This window comes from Biostraticola tofi (assembly GCF_004343195.1).
Classification (GTDB): Bacteria; Pseudomonadota; Gammaproteobacteria; order Enterobacterales; family Enterobacteriaceae; genus Biostraticola; species Biostraticola tofi.
Map to the genome: position 1 here is coordinate 164,733 of NZ_SMCR01000002.1, position 25,729 is coordinate 190,461.

Genomic DNA, 25,729 nt, shown 5'->3' on the forward strand with positions numbered 1-25,729 from the left:
TGGTTGGGGAAAAATCAGATAAACAGCGTGATGGCGCTGGTATTGATGCTCACCAGGGATCCCCTCATTTCCAGGTTTCCCAGGGAGATATTGATGCCGACCGTGGATACCTGCAACTGAGTGTTGGCCATGCGCATCTGGCTAGTGGAGACCACCATGCCGTCATTTTCCATGGCCATTTGCGAGGTCGACATACGCAGGGCATTCACTTGCTGAATTGACGCGATGACCAGGGAGCCATTTTTAGCATGCACCTCGAATTGATCCGATGCTTTATTGACGATGTTATTGCCTGACAACTGCATCGTGCCTTCACAGTGCAGCTGCAGGTCGGCATCGCTGCCGATTCGACGATCGGCGCCGGCATGCTCCTGCCAGCGGCCGGCAACCCGGCTGTCGGCATCGCCTTCGATTTTCAGCCGCTGATCGTTGCTGATGGTCCGGACATCACCGCCCTCCACCGTGCTGACCACGCCGTGCCGATAGACCAGTTCAGACGGGCGGCCATCGGTTGCTTCGCTGGCGCAGTGATCGCTGATGCCTTCAGCTAACGCCTGAACCCCTGGTCGCGCTGGGTCACTGGTGTTGATAGCGGCTATATCCGGACGGGGCCGCGCCAGTCGCTGGCCAAAGATGATCTTTTCCCCCGCCTCAAACATGATATTCCCATCGGCGCGGCAGCTAAGGCTGGTTCCGGTTTGCAGGATCGTCTGCTGACTGGTATTGAATTCAATATTGCCGCTGACCTGTCGATACTCGCCGCCGGTGACCACCGAGGTGCTGCCACCGGCTAATACCTGCGAGCTTTTTCCCAGGCCGAAGATCTGCATGTCGGGTTGTTTTTTGAACGTATGGCAGGGTCCAGCATGGATATAACGGCTGGCGCCGGTGATCTGCTGATCCAGGGCACCGCCGACCGACAGGGTTTTATTGTGTTCAACCGACACTTGCATATCCCGTTCCGCATGTTGGCAGTATTGTTCATGGCCCGGGGTATCATCCAGGATCAGGTGGCTGGCGTTTTCCGGGCTGCCGCCGATGCTGCGGCTGACAAAGCCCATCTTGTTTGCGCCTGCCGGCAGTTCCCACGGCGGCATGGCATCCTGATTGTAAACGCGGGCGATTACCATCGGGCGGTCGGGATCGCCGTTGATAAAATCGACGACCACTTCCTCGCCGACCCGGGGGACCTGCAGACACCCGTATTTCCAGCCGGCCCAACCGCTGGCAACCCTGACCCAGCAGGAACTGGTGTCATCACCGGCCCCATGGCGGTCCCAACGAAATTTCAGTTTTACCCTGCCATGTTGATCGGTCCAGACCGGTCTGCCCGCAGGCCCGACCACCTCAGCGGTTTGCGGGCCGCAGGTTTTCGGCCAGGGTGTATTGCGGGCCGGTCGCCAAAAGCGCCCGGCAGGTATCACCGAGCAGCTGACGCTGAATTCGCTGCTGGGCTGCTGTTCCGACTGATAGCGCAAGTCCTGCAGGCAATATGTCGCATCGGTGGTCAGATACGGTTTATCAGTCGACCCCGCCGGGCCGCCGCGGAAAATAAATCGACTGCCGGCACTGATGCCTCTGGCGGTTCCCTGCGCCGACATCCGCAGCTGCCTGGCCGCCGAGGCCTGCTGGCGAATACGGGCATAATCCTGGCCCTGCTGGCCGTCAATAAAGCCACCAGGCCAGTCGAACACCTCGCCGCTATGATGGCCAGGGCGGTCCTGATGCTGGCAAGTCTCCAGTAAATGCGCTCTGGGCTTACGGAAGTCATAATCGTCATGACCATAGACAGAGGCCGTCGTTTCGTGGATCAAGCGCCAGTCCTGTATGCCTTCCTGGTGATCAGTCAGGCCGAATCCAGGCTGCTGAAAAGAAATATCATCATAACCGGCTACCGGGTGATGGGCTTCAGGGGCATCGGCCAGCACCAGTCGATGGCCATTTTTCTGATGAGTAAAAAAATAATAAATCCCTTCGTGCTCCATCAGCCGACTGAGGAAATCAAAGGTACTCTCTGCATACTGGACACAATATTCCCACTGGCGGTACTGGCCGATCAGTCGGCTTTCATATTCAATCTTATATGCTGATAAAACCGCAGACAGTATTTCCGGGACTGATTTTTCCTGCCAGATCCTGAAATCGCGATTTTGGCTGAGATACCAGGCTGCGGGATGCAGCGTCAGCAAGTAACGCCTCATTTTATGATTTACTCTTTCCCCGCCGCTGGTAGTTATACGAGTAACATAACCATGAAAATACCGGTATTCACCGGTCGATAATGCCATGCGGAATGACACTGTTTTACCCAGCAGGATGTTGACGTCGATATTGTCGCGTTGCGTGAGGAATTCTGCAGTGTATTCATATAAAGCAGATAAAGATTCCTTGCCGGTCAGTTTGCTGAATAAGAAATAACCCTCGCCATATTTATCCAACGGTGTATAGGCTTTTATATTACTTTGCATGAGATTCCTTTTCACACGGAATAGAATCCGTCCTGAAGAGATGATTATATCTTCACTATACAAGAGGAATATTATGGCTCCATCATGCCATAACGTTGCGACCAGCGAATCAATTCTGTCGCCTTATGAACGTTTAATTTCTTCATCATATTCAATCGATGGGTTTCCACCGTCTTCCGGCTGATTGACAGCTTATCGGCAATGACCGGGTTACTTGCACCCTCGGCAATCTGCTTCAGTACCTGCCTCTCCCGCAGCGTCAGCAGTGGAATCTTCACATCGCCGATATCAATCTGCTGCAGTACCTGGCCGCTGTCCAGCAGTGGATCAATATAGCGTTTACCGGCCGCTACGCATTGCAGGCCCGACAGCAGCGTTTGCTGCGAACTTTTCTTTAATACATACCCTGAGGCCCCCTGCCGCAATGCGCTGGCGGCGTGTAGCTCATGCCCACGCGACGTCAGTACCAGGATACGCATCGCCGGCCAGCGACGATGCAGCTGTGCGATGACGTCAAGGCCATCCATTCCCGGCAGATCCAGTTCAAGAATCACGATGTCCGGGCGCTCTTCCCGGCACAGTGCATAAGCATCCAGGCCATTTTTCGCCTGGCCGGCAATGTGATAATGCGCATGTGGGGCAAGAATCATTCTTATACCGTTAAGAATTAATCCATGACCATCAATTAACACTAGTCTGGTTTCCATCATTATTTTTCCTTGGAATCGATAGTCAGCTATAAATCTCTGAGTCGGTGATTATTTTAATAAGACATCTCAAGCTGACTGACGTTACTCTAGAAATTTCATTATCATTAACACCGGCGTCGATTTTAAACAGTCAATCGAATTTTGCCTGATTTATCATCGCCGATTACTGGCATGTTAATATCAGTTTATCGGTATTTCTATAAGCCGAAATAAGTCGAATTAATGGTTTGAATAGGCATATTGTTGTTTTTTTCACGGTAGTCATGTTCGTGTTTACGACGTTACGTTTTCTATTTATTGCACTATAGCGGGCAGTGACAGAATAATGTACTGCCTGTAAAAATCAAATTATTAATCATGATGACCTGTTTTAATGCTTAAATGTTTTCAGATGGTTTAACTTTTTATCCTATTTGATCGTTTTATTTTACCATCTGATAAAGAGTGATGCCTGCCGGCAGGCTCAGGCAATACGCCATCAGGCGAGTTCCTCAGAAGTAATACGTATCACGCCTTTGCTGTCCATATCCCGGGTCGGGATGGAGTGCTGCATCTTTAGTACCCTGGATACAGTGATCTGGCCACAGCAACTGTTGCCATAGGGGGTAACCGCAGGCAAAATTCAACGTGCCGGCAGGGGATTCTTCCCACTACCTGACCATCTGATGATTGAGGTGAAAGTCATGAAAGTCGCTATGGGGCAGTTTGCCGTAAGTCGTGAATGGCAGAAGAACGCCCAGACCTGTATCTCTTTGATGGCCAAGGCAAATGCCACCGGCGCCGACCTGCTGGTGATGCCTGAATGGGTATTGGCCCAGGATCTCGCTGATCCTGAAGGGGCGCTGAGGGCGGCCCAGCCGCTGGATGGGCCGTTTGTCAGCCTGCTGCTGGCGGCCAGCCGCGAAAACACCCTGACCAGCATCATGAGTATTCATGTGCCGACTGAAGGCCGTCAGGTCAAGAACGTGCTTATTGCCATACGGGAGGGTGAAATCATCGGCCATTATGAAAAGATGCATTTGTATGATGCCTTCACCCTGCGCGAATCCGAGCGGGTGGTGCCGGGAAACAGCATACCGCCGCTGATAGAGGTTGCCGGCATCAAGGTCGGCCTGATGATCTGCTATGACCTGCGTTTCCCTGAACTGGCCCGTCGTCTGGTGGTTGACGGAGCCCAGGTGCTGGTGTTGCCCGCTGCCTGGGTAAAAGGTCCACATAAAGAGCAGCACTGGGAGGTGCTGGTTACCGCCCGCGCGCTGGAAAATACCTGCTATCTGGTAGCGGTCGGCGAGTGCGGACCGCGGAATATTGGCAACAGCATGGTAGCCGACCCCCTCGGTGTGGTTATCGCCAGGGCGGCAGAAGGCCCGGGCCTGGTGTTTACTGAACTGGATCCCGAGCGGATTACCTATGCGCGTCATGTGTTGCCGGTGCTGGAGAATCGCCGTTTTGCACGCCCCGAGCTTATAGGGAACGAGCGTAATCCACCTCAGTCATAAAGCGGCCCTGACCGCTGACACACTAGCTGCTTAACGCGTCTGGGATGCTCAGTTATTGAATTGAGCATCCCAGATCTCCCACTATATGCACATTTTTAGCTGAAGTTGTTCGTTCTGATTCATGCCTATCTGCATTACTCTGGCCGCCGAATATTTTCAGCGTCCAGGAGTTCACATGCGATTGAAATCGCTGCTATTGTCTCTGATGGTTACCGGGGCAGCGCAGGCTCAGCCACCCGATGAAGTCACCGTCGCGCTGGCAATTCCGCCGGCGGTGCATGATGGCGCGCCTTATGCGGCGGCAGAAGAACTGGGGTTGTTCAAACAGCAGAACCTGTCGGTCAAGGTGCTGATCTTTCAGGGCGCGGGCGCCTTGTTGCCACAGGTGGCCAGCAAACGCGTGACCTTTGGTTATCCGGTATCAGAACCGGTTATTTCGAGCTATTTCAGTGGCAAAAATCCGCTGCCGTTGCGTTATTTCTATAACGGGACCCCGGCTCAGACGATGGAATATGTGGTGCTGGCCGACTCACCGGTAAAAACCCTGGCTGACTTGAAAGACAAGAAAATCGGGGTTGGTGCGCTGACCTGGGGCACGATACCCAACAGTCGCGCCGCATTGCGGGTTGCCGGCCTACAGCCGGGCAAAAATGTGGAGTTTGTCGCGGTGGGTGTGCTGGGGTCAGGTTTTCAGGCGCTGCGCAGCAAGCAGGTCGATGCCCTGAACTACAACAGCAGTTGGGGGGATATATTTGAATTTACCGGGACCAAAATCCGCCGCATCGCGTACCCTGATGTGTTTCAGGAAACGCCCGGCAATGGGTTTATCGCCCATGAAGATACCTTTAAAGACCATCCCGACCTGATTCGCCGTTTTGGCCGAGCTTATACCGAGGCGCAATATGTCTGTGAGGTAAACCCGGATTTCTGTGTGCGGGCGTTTTGGCGCCAGCATCCGGAGAGTAAGCCGGCCGATGCCCAAGGAAAAGGTCTGGCGGAAGCCAGAACCCTGCTGACCCGGCGTCTGCAACGCACCCTGTACCTGCCTGACGGCCAGCGCCGACAGCCGGGGCAATATGATCTGCCGGCTGTGCGTAAAGCCATTACCGCCATGGCCGCTGCTGGCGAGTTTCCGATTGCGGATGTGCCGGTGGACCGTATTTTCTCCAACGCCTTTGTGAAGGACTTTGACAACTTTGACAGAACCGCTCTGCGGGCAACCGCGGAGGCGGCGAAATGAGCATCCAGCTGCATGTAGATATCCCTGATGGGCTTATCGACCTGGCCCGCACTATTCGTGCCCAGGGGCTGGCACCGGGTGTAGCCCGGTTAACGGCCACGCTGACGCACGCTGATGGCAGCCTCTGGCGCAGTACTGCTACCTTTGCCGTTGCTGATAATGGCGAGCTGGACCTGACATCAGCCGTGCCGCTAGCGGGAGACTGGCAGGAAAGTGAACCGATGGCCCCGGTCTGGTCGTTGCGACAGACAGCTCGGCCGCGCGATCCCGCGTTGAGTGACGGCATCCAGCCTCATCACATCAGGTTGCAGATTGCAGATGCCGCCGGCGCATCGGCCTCGACCGAGATCATTCAGCGCTATCTGGCACCCGGCGTCATCCGAAGGGAAGTCCGGGAAAACGGCCTTTCAGGCACGCTGTTCTTACCACGAACGGCTGGCCCTCATCCGGTAGTTATCGTACTCAACGGTTCCGGTGGCGGTACACCGGAACAGCAGGCCGCATTACTGGCCGCCCAAGGCTATATCGGTTTTGCGCTGGCTTATTTCAAGGCCCCCGGGCGGCCGGATTATATCTCTGCCACGCCGCTGGAGTATTTTAAGCAGGCTCTCGACTGGGTCATTGATGAACTGCAGCCGAAAGCCGGGTTTATTGCGGTAGCGGGCCATTCGCGCGGTGGGGAACTGGCGCTGTTGCTGGGAGCCACTTTCCCCGAAAGGGTTGCTGCGGTAATCGGTTACGTTCCCAGTGCGGTCATCAATGGCACTCTGCGAGCGGGACGCCCGGAGGAGCCGCGCGATGCCACCGCCTGGACCTGGCGTGGAGAGTCGCTGCCTAATCTCTGGCAGGGTAATCCCCTGGCAGACTGGCACGCCTTTGATCACCCGCCCCAGCCGGGGGCGCCTATCCGCCAGGCGCCGGCTTTTCTGACCGCTGAACGTCACCCGCAGAGCCTGGCGGCGGCACGTATACCGGTGGAGCGTATTGCTGGCCCGCTGCTGCTTATTTCCGGCACCGATGACGGCTTCTGGCCTTCAACCGCTTACTGTGAGCGTATTGCAGCTGATTTGCAGGCCAAATCCCATGGCTGGCCGGTGGAGCATGTACGCAACGAAGGCGCCGGGCACGCCATCGGCTTTCCTTTTGTTCCCACCACTGAGATCGCCAGAGTTCACCCGGTTGCCGGCGTGGTGATTGATGGCGGCGGCACACCGCTGGCCAATGCCCGGGCACGGTGCCATAGCTGGCGGCGGGTGCTGGCCTTCCTGTCTGCGGCACGGGCGGCGCATGAGGGCAAACTATGAGTACGGCGCTGGCGTTACGCAGTGTCGGACTGACCTGGGAAACTCGCCGAGGCCAGCTTGAAGCGCTGTCGGATGTAAACCTGCAGATTGATGACGGTGAATTTGTGGCGTTGCTGGGGCCGTCCGGATGCGGCAAATCAACGGTCCTCAAACTGGCCGCCGGGCTGATACCGGCAACCAGTGGAACGGTAGAAGTCGCCTCCGAGAAGGTGACTGGGCCGGGTCAGCGTACCGGGGTGGTATTTCAAAAGCCTAACCTGTTGCCCTGGAAAAACGTGCTTAATAACGTATTGCTGCCGGCCAGAACCGCTGGATTGCCCGTGCAGCCCGCCCGCCAGCGTGCCATGGCATTACTTGAGCTGGTCGGGCTGGCTGATTTCGCCGGTGATTATCCTTTCGAACTGTCCGGGGGAATGCAACAGCGGGTGGGGATCGCCCGCATGCTGCTGCATGATCCGGATTTGCTATTGATGGATGAGCCCTTTGCGGCGCTGGATGCCCTGACCCGTGAGGCGCTGATGCTGGAGCTGCAGCGTATATGGGGTCAAGAACGTAAGTCAGTGCTGTTTATCACCCACAGCATCCAGGAAGCGATGTTTCTTGCTGATCGGGTGCTGGTGATGTCGCCCAGACCAGGACGGATTGTCGAGGAGTTGGCGATACCGCTGCCGCGCCCGCGTACCCTGGAGACGCTGGCCGATGAACAATTTATGGCGCTGTGCCAGCATTTACGGAGGCATTTCACTGATGCGTAGACTGTTGCCCTTGTTGTATCCCCTGACCAGCGTGTTGATACTGGTGCTTATCTGGCAGGGCGCCGTGCGGTATTTTGCTATTCCCGATTACCTGATGCCATCACCAGCAGCAGTGTATGGGGCACTGGCGGCGGGTTTTGCTGACCACAGTCTGTGGCCGCATATCGGCACCACCCTGGGCGAAACCCTGAGCGGCTATATCATTGGTAGCCTGCTGGCGATATTGCTGGGCGTAGTATTGGCGGAATCAAAGACGTTCGAGCGGTTTGTCTGGCCGTTGCTGATTGCGTTGCAGGCCACTCCCAAGGTGGCGCTGGGGCCGATTATCCTGGTTTGGTTTGGCTTCGGACTGGCCTCCAAAATCGTGCTGGTGACGCTGGTGTGTTTTTTTCCGCTGTTTGTTAATACGGTGAACGGCATCCGCCGCACCGATGCTGAACTGCTGGACACCTGTCGGGCATTTTCCGCCTCTCGCCTCTATCTGCTGCTGCATGTGAAACTGCCCTCTGCGGCCGGCGATATCTTCGCCGGGCTGCAGATAGGGGTAGCGCTGGCGCTGATCGGCGCTGTGGTGGCCGAGTTTCTGTCTGCCCAGCAGGGGCTGGGATACCTGATTGCCTCCAGTTCGGTAAACATGAGCCTGGCCACCATGTTTGCCGGCGTATTGCTGCTGGCGGTCATTGGGCTCGCCGGCGCACTGGTGGTGCGCTGGCTACAGCGAAAAGTGGTGTTCTGGGAAGGGCAGCAGCGGTAAGCTTGCGTAATCGCCACGGGCTTAACAGACGCCGCTGAGTCATTTTGGACTATATTGAGCTGGAGGTGGGGAGGCAATGCCTTAGCTGAACCCATTCGTATAAAATAAAAAAAGCAGTCAGACGATTTCTCGTCTGACTGCTTATTGTATCTGGTGGCCCCTGCTGGACTTGAACCAGCGACCAAGCGATTATGAGTCGCGTGCTCTAACCAACTGAGCTAAGGGGCCGAGTGGGCGTTGATTATAGTTTATTGCGAAGCGCAGATCCATAGGCTACTGAATCGCATGGATGATTTATAATCAGTTGGCCGCCAGTATATGTTTATGGCAGCAATCAGCATCAAATAGGGATCACTAAGGATGATTGACGATATCCTGTCCACAGGGCTCAGGGTGGTGTTCTGCGGTATCAATCCGGGGCTGTCCAGTGCGCGCAAAGGCGTGCACTTCGCCAATCCTAATAATCGCTTCTGGCGGGTTATTCACCTGGCCGGGTTCACCGACAGACAATTGAAACCGGAGGAGGAAGCGCATCTGCTTGATACCGGCTGCGGCATTACCATGCTGGTCGACCGGCCAACGACCGAAGCCTCGGAGCTTTCACGGCAGGAGTATCTGCAGGGCGGGCGGCGGGTAATTGCCAAGATAGAGCAGTACCAGCCGGCGGCATTGGCGGTGCTGGGCAAGCAGGCCTATCGCCAGGCGTTCAGCCGGACCGCGGCCGAGTGGGGCAAGCAGACCATCACCGTCGGTGATACCGAGGTCTGGGTGTTGCCCAATCCCAGCGGGCTTAACCGCATGAGCCTGGACGCTCTGGTTGCGGCCTATGCCGAATTACGCAGTGATCTCCGGAGTCAGGGACTGTAGCGCAGCCGGTTATCATGCAAGTCAGTGATTCAGATGCCAGTTCAGATTTGCATTGCGCCACTGAAACTGAACCTCACCGCGGCTAAAGCGATTTTTTGAATACGCTTTTCGCCGGTTACCTGTCTGACGTCTGACGCTCGACAGTACCGATTGGCGACAGGTAATAACCTGACTGTACCGGCAAAAAAAATCCCCGTCACAAACAGTACGGGGATTTTTGTTCTTCAGGCGCATGTTGCCTGGAACGGATACGCCGACGCGCCGGACTTAATCGTCCAGGAAGCTGCGTAGCACTTCCGAACGGCTCGGGTGGCGCAGTTTGCGCAAGGCCTTGGCTTCAATCTGACGGATACGCTCACGGGTAACGTCAAACTGTTTGCCGACTTCTTCCAGCGTATGATCGGTATTCATATCGATACCGAAACGCATGCGCAGCACTTTGGCTTCACGGGCGGTCAGGCCGGCCAGCACGTCATGAGTGGCGGAGCGCAGGCTTTCCGAAGTGGCGGAATCCAGCGGCAGCTCGAGGGTGGTATCCTCGATAAAATCACCCAGATGCGAATCTTCATCGTCGCCGATCGGCGTTTCCATGGAGATAGGCTCTTTAGCGATTTTCAGCACTTTACGGATCTTGTCTTCCGGCATCAGCATGCGTTCGGCCAGCTCTTCCGGCGTCGGTTCGCGTCCCATTTCCTGCAGCATCTGGCGAGAGATACGGTTGAGTTTATTGATGGTCTCAATCATATGCACCGGAATACGGATGGTACGCGCCTGGTCGGCGATAGAGCGAGTAATAGCCTGACGAATCCACCAGGTGGCATAGGTGGAGAACTTGTAGCCTCGACGATATTCGAACTTATCGACCGCCTTCATCAGACCGATGTTGCCTTCCTGAATAAGATCAAGGAATTGCAGACCGCGGTTGGTGTACTTCTTGGCGATAGAGATAACCAGACGCAGGTTGGCTTCGACCATTTCTTTCTTGGCGCGGCGTGCCTTGGCTTCACCGATTGACATGCGGCGATTGATATCTTTGACCTGTTCGATGGTCAAACCGGTCTCTTCTTCAATCTGGCGCAGTTTCTGCAGGCTGCGATGCACATCTTCATCCACATCACGCAGCTTTTCAGACCAGGGTTTGTTCATCGCCAGTGCGGCCTGGAACCAGGTCTCGCTGGTTTCATTGCCGGCGAACAGCGTGACGAAGTTTTTCTTCGGCATTTTGCTGAGCTCTACGCACAGCTTCATGATAAGACGTTCCTGAGTGCGCACGCGATCCATCATCGAACGCATGTTGCCAACCAGGTAATCAAACTGCTTAGGCACCAGGCGGAACTGCTTGAACACGTCCGACAGCTTCAGGATTTCTTCCGCTGAGCGAGCATGGCTGCGGCCGTTGGTCTTGATAACGTCACGGGTAGATTCATACTGTTCGCGCAGTTCAACAAACTTCAGACGCGCCAGCTCCGGATCGATGCTGTTGTCATCGTCGGCGCTGTCATCGTCATCGTCGTCGTCATCGTCATCATCGTCGGCGATTTCAGCCGGAGACAGTTCGGACCCGATGTGGGTAGCGGTCGGGGCGATGTCTTCTTCGGCGTTCGGATCGACAAAGCCGGTGATGATGTCGGACAGCCGGGCTTCGCCGGCCTCAACGCGGTCGTATTGCTCAAGCAGGTAGGTGATGGCTTCAGGGTACTCGGCAACAGAGCACTGCACCTGATTGATACCGTCTTCGATACGTTTGGCGATATCGATTTCACCTTCCCGCGTCAGCAGTTCGACGGTGCCCATTTCGCGCATATACATGCGCACTGGATCGGTAGTGCGGCCAATTTCTGATTCTACGCTCGAAAGCACCTGCGCGGCCGCTTCGGCTGCGTCTTCGTCGGTATCGGAAGTATTTTCCGCCAGCAGCAGATCATCGGCATCGGGCGCTTCTTCAAGCACCTGGATACCCATGTCATTAATCATCTGGATGATGTCTTCGATCTGATCGGAGTCGACAATATCCTCCGGCAGATGGTCATTGACCTCGGCAAAGGTCAAATAGCCTTGCTCCTTACCACGAGTGACAAGTAGCTTGAGCTGTGACTGCGGGTTTTGCTCCATAAGACGGTATCCACACTTCAGAGAATTTTCGGTGTTGGTCGGTGAAATTTCATCACCAACAAGAGATCGGGGTTTTTTTTACCGCCGTTACCCAGTACGGCCTTGCTCAGGGCTTGGCCCCGGCATTTATCGGCAATTAAGCCTCGTCGTCATTTCTTTTTGGCAAGCGCCATATTCAGTGACCAAAGCTCTTTACGCTCTTCAGTCGATAGTCCATGCGTGCGTTCACGCGCAATCAGTACTTCCTGACGTTTTTCCAGGATCGAGTCATAAAGGCTGGTCAGGGTATCGACGAATGTCGCCTCGATCATGTCCTCTGTGATCATATGGTCCCAGATAGCCAGGGTTTCAAGTTGCTGGCTGGATTTATTATCCCGGTAATGCTCCAGCAACTGACCGGTAGTAATTCCCGGCTGGGCCTGACAAGTCTGCAATAATTCTATAAACAGTGGCACGCCGGGCTGGTCTGCCTGCTCCAGGCCCTGTATCGAGGGCAGGAGGGTAGAAAGCCGCGGATTTTGTACCAGCAATGCAATAAGTATACGCATGGTTGTGCGTTTTATCCGGGGCTGGGACGAAATATTTGACTGCCCGGTCTGGTTCGGCAGCAGCTTTTCAAGCTGACTGTCGTCCAGAATGCCCAATTTGTTGCCGAGCTGCTGGCGCAGATACATCCGCAGCGTTTCGCCTGGAACCTGGCTTATCAACGGCAGCGCCAGGGTACTCAGCTTGGCGCGGCCATCAGGACTGCTGAGATCGACCTGCGGCATCAGCGTTTCAAATAAAAACACCGACAGCGGCTGCGCCTGTTCGATGCGTTGTTCAAAGGCATCTTTGCCAATCTGTCGCACCAGCGTATCGGGATCCTCACCCTCAGGCAGGAACATAAAACGCAGTTGCCTGCCGTCATTCAGGTATGGCAGCGCCGTCTCCAGCGCCCGCCAGGCGGCATCGCGGCCGGCGCGATCGCCATCATAGCAGCACACCACCTGATCGGTGGCCCGGTACAGCAGCTGGATGTGTTCGGCGGTAGTGGACGTGCCGAGCGACGCCACGGCATAATCGATACCGAACTGCGCCAGGGCAACCACATCCATGTAGCCTTCCACCACCAGCAGCCGGGAGAGTTCGGGATGCTGCTGCTGCGCCTCATAAAGTCCGTACAACTGACGGCCCTTATGAAAGATGTCGGTTTCCGGCGAGTTCAGGTATTTAGGCTGGCCTTCGCCGAGAATGCGTCCTCCGAAGGCGATGACCCTGCCACGCCTATCGCGGATAGGGAACATCACCCGCTCGCGGAAGCGATCATAGCTGCGGCCCTGATCGTTAGTCACCAGCATTCCGGCATCGTTCAATGCAGAACGCTCTTCAGCACTGCGGCCAAACTTTTTAAGGACGTTATCCCAGCCGGCCGGCGCATAGCCGATAGCGAAATGTGAAATGATTTCTTCGCTAAGTCCGCGCTGCTGCAGATACTGATGGACAGCCTTAGCCTGCTGCTGCCCCAGCGCCTGCTGATAGAACCCGCTCAGTTCACCCATCAGCTCATACAGACTCTGACGCTGATGCCGTTCCTGCTGGTTCGGACCGGTACCGGCTTCATAAGGCACTTCCAGGCTATGCATGGTGGCCAGTTCCTCAATGGTTTCGACAAATTCGAGCCTGTCGTAGTTCATGAGGAAATCAATGGCATTGCCGTGGGCGCCGCAACCGAAACAATGATAAAACTGCTTTTCGCCGTTTACGGTAAACGAGGGGGTTTTTTCATGATGGAACGGACAGCAGGCGTGAAAATTTTTGCCTTGTTTCTTCAGCTTAACCCGAGCATCGATAAGATCGATGATGTCGGTACGAGCCAACAAGTCATTGATAAATACGCGTGGAATTCGTCCAGCCATAAGCCCTGATTGGTTAGCCTATAAACAAGAACAAGCCGCGCAATCCTTCCGGATCGCACGGCCTTCGTATGCAACTACTTGAGTCTGCGCATTAATCACGCGGGTGGGGCAGGCATCACCCCGGAAAATTAATACAGACGAGTGCGGCGTGCGTTTTCGCGAGCCAATTTTTTTGCATGACGTTTTACTGCGGACGCTTTGGCGCGTTTACGTTCGGTAGTCGGTTTTTCATAGAACTCACGACGACGAACTTCGGCCAGAACACCTGCTTTTTCACAGGAACGTTTGAAGCGACGCAGTGCTACGTCGAACGGCTCGTTTTCACGTACTTTAATTACCGGCATGTAACTCTCACCTCGATAGAATTCGGATTTTGCTGCTGACCTTGTGTCAGCCTTTTCAAAATGGTGCGGAATTTTACTTCAAGCACCACTGCTTTGTAAAGCGCCGCGCGGGGTGATCTTGCTATCGCATTGATGTTCCCAGGCGAAAAAATGAAATTACGTTGTCTGATTATAGCGCAAATCGGGCAAAAATACTGCAATTGATTGGCATGACCAATCAAACGATCCTGAATCGTAGGCATTTCCTGTCGGTCGACCGGAAAAAACGGAGGATCCTGGATCCTTTTTAGCGATCCCGCAGGCGTAATGGGCGACACTTGTACCATGAAGACGGCAAGAAATACATCAAATTTACTGCCGGCTGGCGGCGTTTCCTTCCCTGCGGGTGGAATGTGGTAAACTACGCGCCGCACTTTGGGGGATAGGTAAATTATGCGTGTACTGGGTATTGAGACATCCTGCGACGAAACCGGCGTAGCGATTTACGATGAGCAGGCGGGACTGATGGCTAATCAGCTATACAGCCAGGTAAAACTGCATGCCGATTATGGCGGCGTAGTGCCTGAGCTGGCCTCAAGGGATCACGTGCGTAAAACCGTACCGCTTATCCAGGCGGCATTAAAACAGGCAGGCCTGACGGCGGGCGATATCGACGGCGTGGCCTACACCGCCGGGCCGGGATTGGTCGGTGCATTGATGGTCGGCGCTACTGTGGGACGTGCCCTGGCTTACGCCTGGAAGGTGCCTGCAATCGCCGTACACCATATGGAAGGGCATCTGCTGGCGCCGATGCTCGAGGACCATCCGCCGGCATTCCCGTTTGTGGCCCTGCTGGTTTCAGGCGGCCACACCCAGCTTATCAGTGTGACCGGCATCGGCCGTTATGAACTGCTCGGCGAGTCAATTGACGATGCCGCCGGTGAGGCGTTTGATAAAACCGCCAAACTGCTTGGCCTGGACTACCCCGGTGGACCGCTGCTGTCCAGGATGGCCGGCAAGGGTCGTGCGGGACGGTTTACCTTTCCACGCCCGATGACCGATCGACCGGGCCTGGATTTCAGTTTTTCCGGGCTGAAAACCTTCGCGGCCAACACCATTCGTGCCAATGAGCAGGATGAGCAGACCAAGGCCGATGTGGCCCGCGCATTTGAAGACGCGGTAGTGGATACCCTGTCGATCAAATGCCGGCGGGCGCTTGAGCAAACCGGATATAAGCGCCTGGTGATTGCTGGCGGCGTCAGCGCTAACCACACCCTGCGCGAGCGCATGGCGATAATGATGCAAAAACGCGGCGGCGAGGTGTTCTATGCCCGGCCAGAATTTTGTACCGATAACGGGGCGATGATTGCCTATGCGGGGATGGTGCGGCTGCAAAGCGGTGCCAATACCAGTCTGGCGGTGTCGGTCAGGCCGCGCTGGCCGCTGGATGAACTCGCGCCGGTAGCGAGTGATGTCGCTGCTGGCTGACCGTCATAATAATCACGTCAGGCGTTGCAGCCGACTGCCGGCATCAGGATTTATTTTTCTGATTCTCGATGTCCCGGTCTTTCTGGCGCTTGCGCCATACCCGGCTTTCCTGTCCGCGCCAGAGCCGCTGGATATTATCGTGATGGCGCAGCAGTACCAGGCAGGAGAGCATCGCTACCGGAAAGGTGAACTGCGGTTTGAACCACCAGACATAGAATGGCGCAATCAGTGCGCTGATAATCGCCCCGAGAGATGAGTAACCGCTCAGCAGCACCGTCAGTAACCAGGTTCCCGCCATTAGCCCGGTCAGGTCAAGGCCGATAGGGGCTATAGCGCCAAGGGCGGTAGCCACTCCTTTGCCGCCGCGAAATCTGAAAAATAGCGGATAAATATGGCCCAGGCAGGCGGCGATACCGATAAGGCCAAGATAGAATGGCGCCACGCCCAGCTTGTAACCCAGCCATACCGGCAGCATGCCTTTCAGGATATCAAAGATCATCACGGCGGTGGCGGCGGCCTTGCCGCCGATGCGCAGCACATTGGTCGCGCCCGGATTACCTGAACCGGCCGTCCTCGGATCGGGCAGCCGGGCAATTTTGCACATCAGAATTGCGCTGGATATCGAGCCGCAGAGGTAGGCGAAGATTATCATGCCAAGGGCGGTTGCATTCATGACCAAATTCCATTCGTAATAATCGTTTTATTTGCATGAGTGTGGATAATACGCATATTCAATTCGAAGTGGTATCCGACAGCCTCAAAAAGGGAGTATGGCACATGGACATCGTATTTATTGAAAAGTTGACGGTAATGGCCGTTATCGGTGTATATGACTGGGAGCAGCAGCGTCTGCAAAAACTGGTGTTTGACCTGGAACTGGGTTGGGATAACCGGCAGGCCGCCGCCAGCGATGATGTGGCGGACTGCCTGAGTTATGCTGACGTCGCAGAGGCGGTGATATCGTTCGTCAGCTCCCGCCCGTTTGCGCTGGTCGAACGGGTGGCGGAAGAAGTGGCCGGACTTTTGATGCAGCGTTTCGGTGTCCCCTGGCTGCGTATCCGGCTCAGCAAACCCGGCGCAGTCCCACAGGCTCGAAGCGTTGGCGTCATTATCGAGCGAGGAAACCGAAAAATCTGAAACTTACCGGCACTTAGCTATATGTCATGCAGGTGAAACCAATTTACAGTATGTTTGTCTGATTTTGCGGCTTCTTTTAGGCGGCGCGGAGTTCATGAAGAATCTTCCGCCGCTTTTTTGTGATGGTCTATTTGAGGGGTGAGATCGGTATGTCAGACCTGCATGAGTTGGTTATAGCGTTTATTCTTGGCGTGGTAGAAGGGTTAACCGAATTTTTGCCGGTCTCCTCGACGGGTCATATGATCCTGGTCGGGTCATTGCTGGGCTTTACCGATGAACGGGCCAAGACCTTTGAGGTTATCATCCAGCTTGGCTCTATCCTGGCGGTGGTGGCGGTGTTCTGGCGCCGTTTGTTCGGCCTGATCGGCATTCGTTTTGGTGAAGTCAAACATGAAGGTATCGGCAGCGGGCGGCTCAAGCTGGGGCATATCCTGCTCGGCATGATCCCGGCGGTGGTGCTGGGGCTGGTATTTCACGAAGATATCAAATCGATCTTCGAGCCAAAATATGTGATGTATGCGCTGGTGGTGGGCGGCTTGCTGCTGCTGGCGGGTGAATGGCTCAAACCGAAGGTGCCTCGGGCGCAGGGTATTGATGATATCACTTACCTGCAGGCGTTTCTGATTGGCTGTTTTCAATGTCTGGCGCTGTGGCCCGGCTTCTCCCGCTCAGGTGCGACCATCAGCGGCGGTATCCTGGTCGGCGTCAGCCGTTACGCGGCTTCGGAGTTTTCATTCATCCTGGCGGTACCGATGATGCTGGGCGCTACGGTGCTGGATCTGTACAAGAGCCTGCCGTTCCTGCAGTGGAGTGATTTCCCGATGTTTGCCGTTGGCTTCGTGACCGCCTTTGTGGTGGCGCTGCTGGCGATCAAATTCTTCCTGAAGATCATCAAGCGCATCTCCTTTGTGCCGTTCGCCATTTACCGGTTTATTCTGGCAGGGGTGGTGTACTGGGTATTGATGTAACGATCCAGGCCGGAGGCTGGAGCAGTGAGCCCAGCTTCCGGTGTGTATTAAACGTCGTTAATGCGCCTGCGCTTCGCCGCGCCGCGCGTCCTGTTCGTCTTTCCAGGCGGCCAGCGCTTGCATCCGCCGCTGGCGCAACTCTTCGCCAATCTCAGCCCCGCTAAAACCGGCATCGATCACTTCACGATTGCTCACGCTGCAGGCAATGCGATAAGCCTCGCGCAGATAAGCTGCCTGCGGATAGGGATTGTTCTCGAAACCGGTGCGTCCGCGCGCGTCCGCTTCGCTGGTCATGATCATCTGTTCCAGACGCTCAGGCTTGCGCCATACGTCGATGGCAGAGAACAATTTCATCAGCGTCCTGGGCGTCAGTTTCTCTACACCGTGAATAAGATCATGGTACTCGGCGACAATACGCGCCAGGTCACGGATATGATTCGGCACCCGCATCCGCTGGCAGATATCCTCAACCAGTTTGATACCGGCCGGACCATGGCCATAATGGTGCGGCCACTGGTCGCGGGGCGTCAGCCCTTTGCCCAGGTCGTGACACAGGGTGGCGAAACGCACGGCAATGTCGTCGGTTAACTGGGCGGCTATCGATACCGTCATCAGCGTATGGATGCCGGTATCGATTTCCGGATGCCATTTGGCCGGCGCCGGAACACCGAACAGGCAATCAACCTCAGGAAACAGCGCCGCCAGGGCGCCGCAATCTCTCAGCACCTGGAAATACACCTGAGGATTACGGGTCGCCAAGGCTTTCTCCGTTTCCTTCCATACGCGTTCAGGAGATATCAGCTGCAGTTCACCGCTCTGGGACATCTGACCCATCAGGTCCATGGTCTCAGGGGCAATACGGAAGCTCAGGTGGGCAAAGCGCGCGGCAAAGCGCGCCACCCGCAATACCCGCAGCGGATCTTCGCCGAAGGCATCGGACACATGGCGCAGCAGGCGCTGCTCCAGATCGGCCCGCCCCTGGTAAGGATCGGTATATTCGCCATGTTCGTCCTGGGCAATGGCGTTGATGGTCAAATCCCGGCGACGCAGATCCTGTTCCAGCGTAACGTCCGGCGCTGAATAACAATTGAAACCGGTATAGCCCTTGCCTGATTTGCGCTCGGTGCGTGCCAGGGCATATTCTTCACGGGTCTGGGGATGCAGGAACACCGGGAAATCCTTGCCGACCTGCTGGTAGCCCTGGCTAAGCAATTCCTCAGGCGAAGCGCCGACAATCACCCAATCCCGCTCTTTTACCGGCAGATGCAACAAGCTGTCACGCACGGCACCGCCGACCAGATACTTTTTCACGATCCTCTCCTGACGATGTCGGTTTGGCCTTCACATCTGTTAAGTGTAGACCTTTACGCAGCGCTTTTTTGCGACGGCCGGCGACCATCGGCCGCCAGAGTTCAATTCATCCAGCGGTTGTCTTTTTTACGGCGAGGAATGAGATGGGGCAGTACCAGGCCGAGAATCAGACCGATGCCGGCTACGCCACCGCCATACAGGAACCATTGCATGATAATGGCGCGCTGTTTGTCATCAAGCTGCAGGGTCACGGCATCCACCTTTTTCTGGGCGACGATCAGCTGGTTCTTAAGATTCTGGTTTTCTTCGCGCAGGCTGGAAAGCGTGCTGTCGCTTTGAGCAACTTTGGTTTGCATATCCGCCGTGCGCTGGTTCCAACTGCTGTCGATAGTGGCCAGCTTTTGCGTCAGGGTCTGGACCTGCTGCTCAAGGGAAGGCACACGCGTCCGAATGCTGGGCTGGGCGCTTAGCTGATCCAGGGGGATCCAGGAGGTACGGCCTTTCTCGTCGCGGATCTGGCCGTATTGATTGGCTGCATTTACGCTGAGCAGGGTGACCTGCTCGCCGGCATTAAGGGTGCCGACGATGCGGTATTGGTTGCCCGGGCCGCTGTGGGTGTAAGTGGCCAGTTCATCGGAAATGAAGCGCGTTTCGTCAGCTTGGGCGCCTGAGGCGAAGCCGAAGCCCAATAACGCGAAAAAAATATGGCGTAATTTGTGCATTGTTCCGTCGTTTTTAATCAAGTGTTGGCCGATAGTAGTGGGTTCAGTTTGACGACGCAATCCTTAAACAGAAATGAGAACTATCTTACTCTCAGGCCGCGTAAGGCTTTGGCGGTTATGCATTTGCGCTTATGACTGCGCCATTACCCCTTTGGCGCCTGATTTAACTGTCATATTCAGCTGACTGGCGTTGCAAAGCCGCTGTAAACCCTATAAACGACCTTTATCCACGACGCACTTGAAAAATAGGGCGTTCCGATAGATATTTTCCTTTTCACCGGACTTGTCCAGGTGATTGATTCAGGCCATGATTAGTGATCTGGACAAGATAACTGAAGTGATTATCCTGTTCTTATTACGGCATTGCCGGGCGTAACACAGCAACTATTGGTATGGCCTAATATATGAGTGAAGAAATCGAGTTAAAATTTATCGTTCATCCTGACGCACGCGCAGCTCTGGCAAAAAGGATCTCCGCCGGAGAAGGTGAACATGCCGGCCCCATTCCTCTCACTAACATTTATTATGAAACCCCCGACAATACGCTACGGCGCCATGGCATCGGATTGCGTATCCGGCGTTATGGCGATCGCTATGAAATGACGGCAAAAACCGCCGGCAGGGTGGTTGGCGGTCTTCATCAGCATCCAGAGTATAATGTCGATTTACCCTCCGGGGAGCTTGATCTTAGCCTGCTACCGGCCGATATCTGGCCGCCGGGGGTGACGGCTGACTCGCTGCTGCCAAGGCTGGCCGCCTTGTTTCGTACCGATTACACTCGGGAGAAGTGGGTAGTCACTTACAACCAAAGCCGTATTGAGATTGCGTATGATCAAGGTGAAGTGACGGCGGGTGAGCTCAGTGAACCTATCGGTGAGCTGGAACTTGAGCTGCTTGAGGGCAATACTGCCGATCTGCTGGCGTTTGCCCAAACCCTTAGCACCGAAAGCGGCTTGAGGCTGGGCAGCCTGAGCAAAGCGGCGCGCGGCTATCATCTTGCCAAAGGCAATCCCCGGCGCGATGTCCGACCATTGCCGCTGCTCAAGCCGGCGGCCAAAGCCACGGTCGAACAGGGCATGGTCGCGGCGCTTACCCTGGCGCTGGGACACTGGCAATATCATGAAGAACTGTGGCTGACCGGCAATGCCGAAGCCCGCCGCAGTATCCTGGAAGGCATTACGCTTATCCGTGAAACCTTTGTCGTGATGGGCAACATGGTCCCACGCAAAGCCACCACCGGCTTGCGCAGTCAGTTGACGATCTTGGCGGCGGATATCGAAGAGGCCGGGACCGATCCGGCGCAACTCTGCTACAGTGCCGCATGGCTTCAATGTAAGTTGGCGCTCACATCATGGCTTGAGTCAGGCGGCTGGCGAGGGAGCATTGATGAGCAGGCGCGGAGAAAGTTGGCGGGCTCCTATAAGCGTTTCGCCGATCAGATGCTGGCTCGCTGCGGCGCTGAGCTTAAGGTCGCCTTCGGCCGTACCCTTTCCCGGGAAGAATATGCCCAGCAACTGCCCCGGCTGGAGAAACGCCTGATGGCTTTTCACCTGCTGTCCGGCGCCTATCCCGCGGCGGCGGTCGTCTCTTATATTGCGCATTGGAAAGGGCTGCAGCAGGCAATTTTGCAGCCGGAAACCAGCGATACTGAACTGGTGAGGCGTCAGGCCGTTACCCAGCAAGGTTTCTGGCGGCATAACAAGCCATAATCAACCCATCTGCATGCCTGGTGCATCCGCCCCCGGGGAGACCGATATCCATGACCACATTGCCTTTACCCCAGGAGCTGACACATCAGGCTGTAGGGACTCTCGCCAGGCTGCCTGCCGGAATCGCGGCCAGTCCTGCGCTTGAGGCGGTAGCGGCGTTAAGCGATTTTATCAGCGAGACGTTTATCGCTCATCCCGACTGGCTGCAGGAATTGCTTGACCAGCCGCCAGCGCCGGATGAATGGCGTCATTTCCCTGCAAAGCTGCAGCAAGCTCTGGCCAGGGCAGAGGACGAAGCCGGGCTGATGCGGGAATTGCGGCTGTTTCGCCGGCGAGCCCTGGCGCGTATCGGCTGGGGGCAGACGCTGGGTCTTCATACCACGCCGGCGACCCTGACCTTACTCAGCCAGTTGGCCGAATCGCTGATTATCGCGGCCCGGGATTGGCTGTTTCAGCTTTGCTGCCGGGAATGGGGGACGCCTTGCGACAGTGAAGGCGCGCCGCAGCAACTGATGATCCTGGGCATGGGGAAGCTGGGCGGCGGCGAACTTAATTTTTCATCGGATATCGACCTGATATTTGCCTATCCCCAAAGTGGTTTTACCCGGGGCGGGCGCCGGGAAAAGGACAATGCCCAATTTTTTACCCGGCTGGGACAGCGCCTTATCAAAGCATTGGATCAGCAAACCGCCGACGGCTTTGTCTACCGTGTCGATATGCGCCTGAGGCCGTTTGGCGACAGCGGTCCGCTGGTGCTTAGCTTTGCAGCCCTTGAGGATTACTACCAGGAACAGGGCCGGGACTGGGAACGTTATGCCATGGTCAAGGCGCGTTTGATGGGCGATGCCGGCGACGCCTGGAGCCGGGAGCTCAGCAGTCTGCTGCGGCCGTTTGTCTATCGGCGCTATATTGACTTCAGCGTCATTCAGTCATTGCGGAACATGAAGGCGATGATTGCACGGGAGGTGCGCCGGCGCGGCCTTAAAGATAACATCAAACTCGGTGCCGGCGGCATTCGTGAAATCGAGTTTATTACCCAGGTGTTCCAGCTTATCCGTGGCGGACGAGAGCCCCGCCTGCAGCAGCGGGCGTTGCTGCCGACGCTTGCGGCCATCGGCGAGCTGGGCCTGCTGGCCCCTGAGGCGACCCAAGCGCTTACCGAAGCTTATCTGTACCTGCGGCGGCTGGAAAATCTGCTGCAGGCCATCAATGATGAACAGACTCAGACGCTGCCGGCCGACGAACTGGGTCGCGCCCGCCTGGCTTTCGGCATGGGCGAAGCCGACTGGACATCGCTGCATGGCCTGCTGCAGCAGCATATGCAACGGGTGCGCGCTGTGTTTGATCAGCTGATTGGCGATGATGTTCCTCATCAGGATGAGGTCGACTGCCATGAAGGTTATCGTGCCCTGTGGCTCGACGATTTGGCGGCGCCGGAACTGCCTGAACTGATCCCGTCGCTGGACAGGGAAGCGGGGCAACGCTTGCTGGCGCATATCACTGGCTTTCGGGCCGATGTGGCTAAACGCACCATCGGCCCGCGCGGCCGCGAAGTGCTGGATCAACTGCTTCCCCGGCTGCTGGCGGAAATCTGCGCCAGACCAGACGCTGATGCGGCCTTTGCCCGGGTGACGCCGATGCTGCTGAGCATTGTGTCCCGCACCACTTATCTGGAATTGTTGGTCGAATACCCCGGTGCGTTGGGGCATTTGGTCCGACTCTGCTCGGCTTCGCCGATGATTGCCGCTCAGTTGGCTGAGCATCCGCTACTGCTGGATGAACTGCTCGATCCCGCCACGCTCTATCATCCCCTTGAACCGCAGGCTTATCGGGACGAACTGCGGCAGTATCTGCTGCGGGTGCCTGAAGAGGATGAAGAACAGCAATTGGAGGCGATGCGCCAGTTCAAGCAAGCCCAGCAGTTGCGCATTGCGGCCAGCGATATCTCTGGCGTGCTGCCGGTGATGAAAGTCAGCGATCATTTAACTTATCTGGCCGAGGCCATGATTGCCGCAGTTATCCAGCAGGCCTGGCGATATATGGTGGCGCGTTACGGCCAGCCAGAGCATCTGCAGCACGGCGTGAATCAGGGATTTGCCGTTATCGGCTACGGCAAGCTCGGCGGCTGGGAACTGGGCTATGGCTCGGATCTTGATCTGGTGTTCCTGCATGATTGCCCGGATGACGTGATGACCGATGGTCGGCGCAGTATTGATGGCCGCCAATTTTACCTGCGTCTGGCCCAGCGGATTATGCACCTGTTCAGCACCCGCACTCTGGCGGGGATTCTGTATGAAGTGGATGCCCGGCTGCGTCCTTCCGGCGCTGCGGGCATGCTGGTCAGCACCCTGGAAGCGTTCCGGGAGTATCAGCTTAACGAGGCATGGACCTGGGAACATCAGGCCTTGGTTCGCGCCCGCATCGTGTATGGCGATGACGGTCTGCTGCAGCGTTTCGGCCACATCCGTCGTGAGGTGCTTTGCCTGCGCCGTGACCGGGAAACGCTGCGCAGCGACGTCGCGACGATGCGCGTGAAGATGCGCAGCCATCTGGCCGGTAAGCATCAGGGTGAGTTTGACCTTAAGGCCGATGAGGGGGGGATTACCGATATTGAATTTATCGCCCAGTATCTGGTGCTGCTCCATGCCGCCGACAATCCTCGGCTGACGCGCTGGTCCGACAATGTGCGAATTTTCGAGCTGATGGCCCAGCACGGCATCATCAGTTCGCAGCAGGAACAACAGCTGCGAGATGACTATATAACCCTGCGCGATGAGATTCACCACCTGGCGCTGCAGGCGCGGCCGGGCAGGGTAGACGCCGGACGTTTCCTCGAAGAACGTCGGCGGATTTGCCGCTATTGGCAGCAATGGCTGGCAGAAACGCGGTAAAGGCCGGTGGCACCGCCAGCCGCTTTCTCGGGGATGGGAGAAGGCATTGGGTGTGTGGTACTATCTGGCCCGAGAATGTCTCTGTATCTGGAGTGACGAATGAAAGTAACATTGCCTGATTTTCGCCGGGCGGGAGTACTGGTCGTGGGTGATGTCATGCTCGACCGCTACTGGTATGGGCCGACCAGCCGTATTTCTCCGGAAGCGCCGGTGCCGGTGGTTAAAGTCGATACCATTGAGGAGCGTCCCGGCGGGGCGGCAAACGTGGCGATGAATATTGCCGCGCTGGGTGCAAGCTCCCGCCTGATTGGCTTGACCGGCGTTGATGATGCGGCCCGCGCCCTGGATGCGCGCCTGAGTGAAGTCAGCGTCACCTGTGATTTCGTGGCGGTGCACAGCCATCCGACCATCACCAAGCTGCGGGTGCTTTCTCGTAATCAGCAATTGATTCGTCTGGATTTTGAGCAAAGCTTTGACGATGTGGACGCCAGCCCGATGCTTGCACGCATCAAAAGCGCGTTGCCGCAGGCCGGCGCTGTGGTGTTGTCTGACTACGCCAAGGGTGCGCTCGCCCAGGTGCAACTGATGATAACGCTCGCCCGTGAAGCGGGCGTTCCGGTGCTTATCGACCCGAAAGGCACCGATTTCAGCCGCTATCGCGGCGCCACGTTGCTGACTCCTAATCTTTCCGAGTTCGAAGCCGTGGCCGGCCGTTGCAAAAATGACGCGGAGCTGGTCAGCCGAGGTATGAAACTGATTGCTGATTATGATCTCTCGGCGTTGCTTGTTACCCGGTCCGAGCAAGGAATGACTCTGCTGCAGCCTGGCAAAGATCCTCTGCATCTGCCGACACAGGCGCAGGAAGTGTTTGATGTCACCGGTGCCGGCGATACCGTTATCGGCGTGCTGGCGGCGGCGCTGTCTGCCGGTAATACGTTGGAAGAATCATGCTTTTTGGCCAATGCGGCCGCCGGCGTGGTGGTCGGCAAGCTGGGGACGTCAACCGTCAGCCCGATTGAGCTTGAGAACGCTATTCGCGGCCGCGCCGACACCGGCTTTGGCCTGATGACTGAAGACGAATTAAGGGAGGCGGTGGTGCGCGCCCGCCAGCGCGGTGAGAAAGTGGTCATGACCAACGGTATCTTTGATATCCTCCATGCCGGCCATGTCTCGTACCTGGCGAATGCCCGCAAGCTTGGCGATCGATTGATTGTGGCGGTAAACAGTGACGAATCTACCAAGCGTTTGAAGGGCGAATCGCGGCCGGTGAATCCTCTGGCTCAGCGCATGATAGTGCTCAGCGCGCTGGAGGCGGTTGATTGGGTAGTCCCGTTTATCGAGGATACTCCCCAGCGTCTGATAGCCGGTATCTTGCCCGATTTACTGGTAAAAGGCGGCGATTACCAGCCCCAAGAAATTGCCGGCAGTGCAGAGGTCTGGGCTAATGGCGGCGATGTAAAGGTGCTGAACTTTGAAGACGGCTGTTCGACCACCAATATCATCAACTCGATAAAAAGCGGCGAGCGCGGTTAATCGCGGCTCAGGTTGGCGGCTGGCTTTCCCGGCGATGTGC

Annotated in this window: 20 protein-coding genes and 1 tRNA gene; 12 read left to right on the forward strand and 9 right to left on the reverse strand. The window is 56.3% G+C overall.

Features of this window, described 5'->3' with window-relative positions; translation table 11 throughout:
* Positions 1–14 precede the first annotated feature (14 nt).
* A complete protein-coding gene (locus tag EDC52_RS04920; protein ID WP_131864235.1) occupies positions 15–2,468 on the reverse strand; it encodes a type VI secretion system Vgr family protein in 2,454 nt (817 codons plus the stop codon).
* A 71-nt stretch (positions 2,469–2,539) separates the two neighbouring features.
* Entirely contained in the window at positions 2,540–3,175 is a 636-nt protein-coding gene (locus EDC52_RS04925; protein ID WP_131864666.1) for a two component system response regulator, read from the reverse strand.
* 686 nt (positions 3,176–3,861) lie between these two features.
* Here EDC52_RS04925 and EDC52_RS04930 point away from each other — a divergent pair.
* From EDC52_RS04930 to EDC52_RS04950, 5 genes are all read left to right on the forward strand, one after another.
* Entirely contained in the window at positions 3,862–4,677 is an 816-nt protein-coding gene (locus EDC52_RS04930; RefSeq protein WP_131864236.1) for a deaminated glutathione amidase, read from the forward strand.
* A 175-nt stretch (positions 4,678–4,852) separates the two neighbouring features.
* Positions 4,853–5,917, forward strand: coding sequence for an ABC transporter substrate-binding protein (locus EDC52_RS04935; RefSeq protein ID WP_131864237.1), 1,065 nt, complete (start codon positions 4,853–4,855; stop codon positions 5,915–5,917).
* Entirely contained in the window at positions 5,914–7,221 is a 1,308-nt protein-coding gene (locus EDC52_RS04940) for an acyl-CoA thioester hydrolase/BAAT C-terminal domain-containing protein (protein WP_131864238.1), read from the forward strand. Before EDC52_RS04935 ends, EDC52_RS04940 begins: the two co-directional genes overlap by 4 nt.
* Positions 7,218–7,976 carry an ABC transporter ATP-binding protein gene (locus EDC52_RS04945; protein WP_131864239.1) on the forward strand — a complete coding sequence of 253 codons (759 nt, stop codon included), beginning with the start codon at positions 7,218–7,220 and terminating at the stop codon, positions 7,974–7,976. The genes EDC52_RS04940 and EDC52_RS04945 overlap by 4 nt, the downstream gene beginning before the upstream one ends.
* The gene (locus tag EDC52_RS04950) at positions 7,969–8,730 is read left to right on the forward strand and encodes an ABC transporter permease (RefSeq protein WP_131864240.1); all 762 of its coding nucleotides are present in this window, start codon (positions 7,969–7,971) and stop codon (positions 8,728–8,730) included. The genes EDC52_RS04945 and EDC52_RS04950 overlap by 8 nt, the downstream gene beginning before the upstream one ends.
* A 151-nt stretch (positions 8,731–8,881) precedes the next feature.
* Here the strand turns inward: EDC52_RS04950 and EDC52_RS04955 are convergent.
* Positions 8,882–8,958: transfer RNA gene (locus tag EDC52_RS04955), tRNA-Ile, on the reverse strand.
* A gap of 132 nt (positions 8,959–9,090) precedes the next feature.
* On the opposite strand from EDC52_RS04955, the gene mug reads away from it, so the two are divergent.
* Positions 9,091–9,597, forward strand: a complete 507-nt coding sequence (gene mug, locus EDC52_RS04960; protein WP_131864241.1) for a G/U mismatch-specific DNA glycosylase — start codon at positions 9,091–9,093, stop codon at positions 9,595–9,597.
* Positions 9,598–9,864: 267 nt separating this feature from the next.
* On the opposite strand, the gene rpoD is transcribed toward mug, so the two are convergent.
* The 3 genes from rpoD to rpsU all read right to left on the reverse strand — a co-directional run bounded on the left by rpoD (position 9,865) and on the right by rpsU (position 13,951).
* Positions 9,865–11,730 carry an RNA polymerase sigma factor RpoD gene (gene rpoD, locus EDC52_RS04965; RefSeq protein WP_268990342.1) on the reverse strand — a complete coding sequence of 622 codons (1,866 nt, stop codon included), beginning with the start codon at positions 11,728–11,730 and terminating at the stop codon, positions 9,865–9,867.
* A 128-nt stretch (positions 11,731–11,858) separates the two neighbouring features.
* Positions 11,859–13,607 (reverse strand): DNA primase, encoded by a 1,749-nt coding sequence (gene dnaG / locus EDC52_RS04970; RefSeq protein ID WP_131864243.1) that lies wholly within the window; start codon positions 13,605–13,607, stop codon positions 11,859–11,861.
* Positions 13,608–13,735: 128 nt separating this feature from the next.
* Positions 13,736–13,951 (reverse strand): 30S ribosomal protein S21, encoded by a 216-nt coding sequence (gene rpsU, locus EDC52_RS04975; protein ID WP_001144069.1) that lies wholly within the window; start codon positions 13,949–13,951, stop codon positions 13,736–13,738.
* Positions 13,952–14,383: 432 nt separating this feature from the next.
* On the opposite strand from rpsU, the gene tsaD reads away from it, so the two are divergent.
* Positions 14,384–15,418 (forward strand): tRNA (adenosine(37)-N6)-threonylcarbamoyltransferase complex transferase subunit TsaD, encoded by a 1,035-nt coding sequence (gene tsaD / locus EDC52_RS04980; protein ID WP_131864244.1) that lies wholly within the window; start codon positions 14,384–14,386, stop codon positions 15,416–15,418.
* Between the two features lie 43 nt (positions 15,419–15,461).
* Here tsaD and plsY read toward each other — a convergent pair whose 3' ends face one another.
* Positions 15,462–16,091 carry a glycerol-3-phosphate 1-O-acyltransferase PlsY gene (plsY, locus tag EDC52_RS04985; protein ID WP_131864245.1) on the reverse strand — a complete coding sequence of 210 codons (630 nt, stop codon included), beginning with the start codon at positions 16,089–16,091 and terminating at the stop codon, positions 15,462–15,464.
* A 104-nt stretch (positions 16,092–16,195) separates the two neighbouring features.
* Between plsY and folB the strand changes: the two genes are divergently transcribed.
* Together folB and bacA are read left to right on the forward strand one after the other, a co-directional pair.
* Entirely contained in the window at positions 16,196–16,555 is a 360-nt protein-coding gene (gene folB, locus EDC52_RS04990) for a bifunctional dihydroneopterin aldolase/7,8-dihydroneopterin epimerase (RefSeq protein WP_131864246.1), read from the forward strand.
* Positions 16,556–16,704: 149 nt separating this feature from the next.
* Positions 16,705–17,523, forward strand: a complete 819-nt coding sequence (bacA, locus tag EDC52_RS04995; protein WP_131864247.1) for an undecaprenyl-diphosphate phosphatase — start codon at positions 16,705–16,707, stop codon at positions 17,521–17,523.
* Between the two features lie 57 nt (positions 17,524–17,580).
* On the opposite strand, the gene EDC52_RS05000 is transcribed toward bacA, so the two are convergent.
* Both EDC52_RS05000 and EDC52_RS05005 read right to left on the reverse strand, forming a co-directional pair.
* Positions 17,581–18,834: a multifunctional CCA addition/repair protein gene (locus EDC52_RS05000; RefSeq protein ID WP_131864248.1), complete on the reverse strand. Its 1,254-nt coding sequence runs from the start codon at positions 18,832–18,834 to the stop codon at positions 17,581–17,583.
* A gap of 101 nt (positions 18,835–18,935) precedes the next feature.
* On the reverse strand, positions 18,936–19,556 hold the full coding sequence (locus EDC52_RS05005) for a TIGR04211 family SH3 domain-containing protein (protein ID WP_131864249.1): 621 nt from the start codon (positions 19,554–19,556) through the stop codon (positions 18,936–18,938).
* 404 nt (positions 19,557–19,960) lie between these two features.
* On the opposite strand from EDC52_RS05005, the gene EDC52_RS05010 reads away from it, so the two are divergent.
* The 3 genes from EDC52_RS05010 to hldE all read left to right on the forward strand — a co-directional run bounded on the left by EDC52_RS05010 (position 19,961) and on the right by hldE (position 25,689).
* The gene (locus tag EDC52_RS05010) at positions 19,961–21,265 is read left to right on the forward strand and encodes a CYTH and CHAD domain-containing protein (RefSeq protein ID WP_131864250.1); all 1,305 of its coding nucleotides are present in this window, start codon (positions 19,961–19,963) and stop codon (positions 21,263–21,265) included.
* Between the two features lie 50 nt (positions 21,266–21,315).
* On the forward strand, positions 21,316–24,156 hold the full coding sequence (gene glnE, locus EDC52_RS05015) for a bifunctional [glutamate--ammonia ligase]-adenylyl-L-tyrosine phosphorylase/[glutamate--ammonia-ligase] adenylyltransferase (RefSeq protein WP_131864251.1): 2,841 nt from the start codon (positions 21,316–21,318) through the stop codon (positions 24,154–24,156).
* 99 nt (positions 24,157–24,255) lie between these two features.
* Entirely contained in the window at positions 24,256–25,689 is a 1,434-nt protein-coding gene (gene hldE / locus EDC52_RS05020; protein WP_131864252.1) for a bifunctional D-glycero-beta-D-manno-heptose-7-phosphate kinase/D-glycero-beta-D-manno-heptose 1-phosphate adenylyltransferase HldE, read from the forward strand.
* Positions 25,690–25,729: the final 40 nt, after the last annotated feature.

Excerpts from the sequence above, each read along its gene's own strand:
- EDC52_RS04920 (WP_131864235.1), bottom strand. The coding sequence starts at position 2,468 with ATGCAAAGTAATATAAAAGCCTATACACCGTTGGATAAATATGGCGAG.
- EDC52_RS04925 (WP_131864666.1), bottom strand. The coding sequence starts at position 3,175 with ATGGAAACCAGACTAGTGTTAATTGATGGTCATGGATTAATTCTTAAC.
- EDC52_RS04930 (WP_131864236.1), top strand. The coding sequence starts at position 3,862 with ATGAAAGTCGCTATGGGGCAGTTTGCCGTAAGTCGTGAATGGCAGAAG.
- EDC52_RS04935 (WP_131864237.1), top strand. The coding sequence starts at position 4,853 with ATGCGATTGAAATCGCTGCTATTGTCTCTGATGGTTACCGGGGCAGCG.
- EDC52_RS04940 (WP_131864238.1), top strand. The coding sequence starts at position 5,914 with ATGAGCATCCAGCTGCATGTAGATATCCCTGATGGGCTTATCGACCTG.
- EDC52_RS04945 (WP_131864239.1), top strand. The coding sequence starts at position 7,218 with ATGAGTACGGCGCTGGCGTTACGCAGTGTCGGACTGACCTGGGAAACT.
- EDC52_RS04950 (WP_131864240.1), top strand. The coding sequence starts at position 7,969 with ATGCGTAGACTGTTGCCCTTGTTGTATCCCCTGACCAGCGTGTTGATA.
- mug (WP_131864241.1), top strand. The coding sequence starts at position 9,091 with ATGATTGACGATATCCTGTCCACAGGGCTCAGGGTGGTGTTCTGCGGT.
- dnaG (WP_131864243.1), bottom strand. The coding sequence starts at position 13,607 with ATGGCTGGACGAATTCCACGCGTATTTATCAATGACTTGTTGGCTCGT.
- rpsU (WP_001144069.1), bottom strand. The coding sequence starts at position 13,951 with ATGCCGGTAATTAAAGTACGTGAAAACGAGCCGTTCGACGTAGCACTG.
- tsaD (WP_131864244.1), top strand. The coding sequence starts at position 14,384 with ATGCGTGTACTGGGTATTGAGACATCCTGCGACGAAACCGGCGTAGCG.
- plsY (WP_131864245.1), bottom strand. The coding sequence starts at position 16,091 with ATGAATGCAACCGCCCTTGGCATGATAATCTTCGCCTACCTCTGCGGC.
- folB (WP_131864246.1), top strand. The coding sequence starts at position 16,196 with ATGGACATCGTATTTATTGAAAAGTTGACGGTAATGGCCGTTATCGGT.
- bacA (WP_131864247.1), top strand. The coding sequence starts at position 16,705 with ATGTCAGACCTGCATGAGTTGGTTATAGCGTTTATTCTTGGCGTGGTA.
- EDC52_RS05005 (WP_131864249.1), bottom strand. The coding sequence starts at position 19,556 with ATGCACAAATTACGCCATATTTTTTTCGCGTTATTGGGCTTCGGCTTC.
- EDC52_RS05010 (WP_131864250.1), top strand. The coding sequence starts at position 19,961 with ATGAGTGAAGAAATCGAGTTAAAATTTATCGTTCATCCTGACGCACGC.
- glnE (WP_131864251.1), top strand. The coding sequence starts at position 21,316 with ATGACCACATTGCCTTTACCCCAGGAGCTGACACATCAGGCTGTAGGG.
- hldE (WP_131864252.1), top strand. The coding sequence starts at position 24,256 with ATGAAAGTAACATTGCCTGATTTTCGCCGGGCGGGAGTACTGGTCGTG.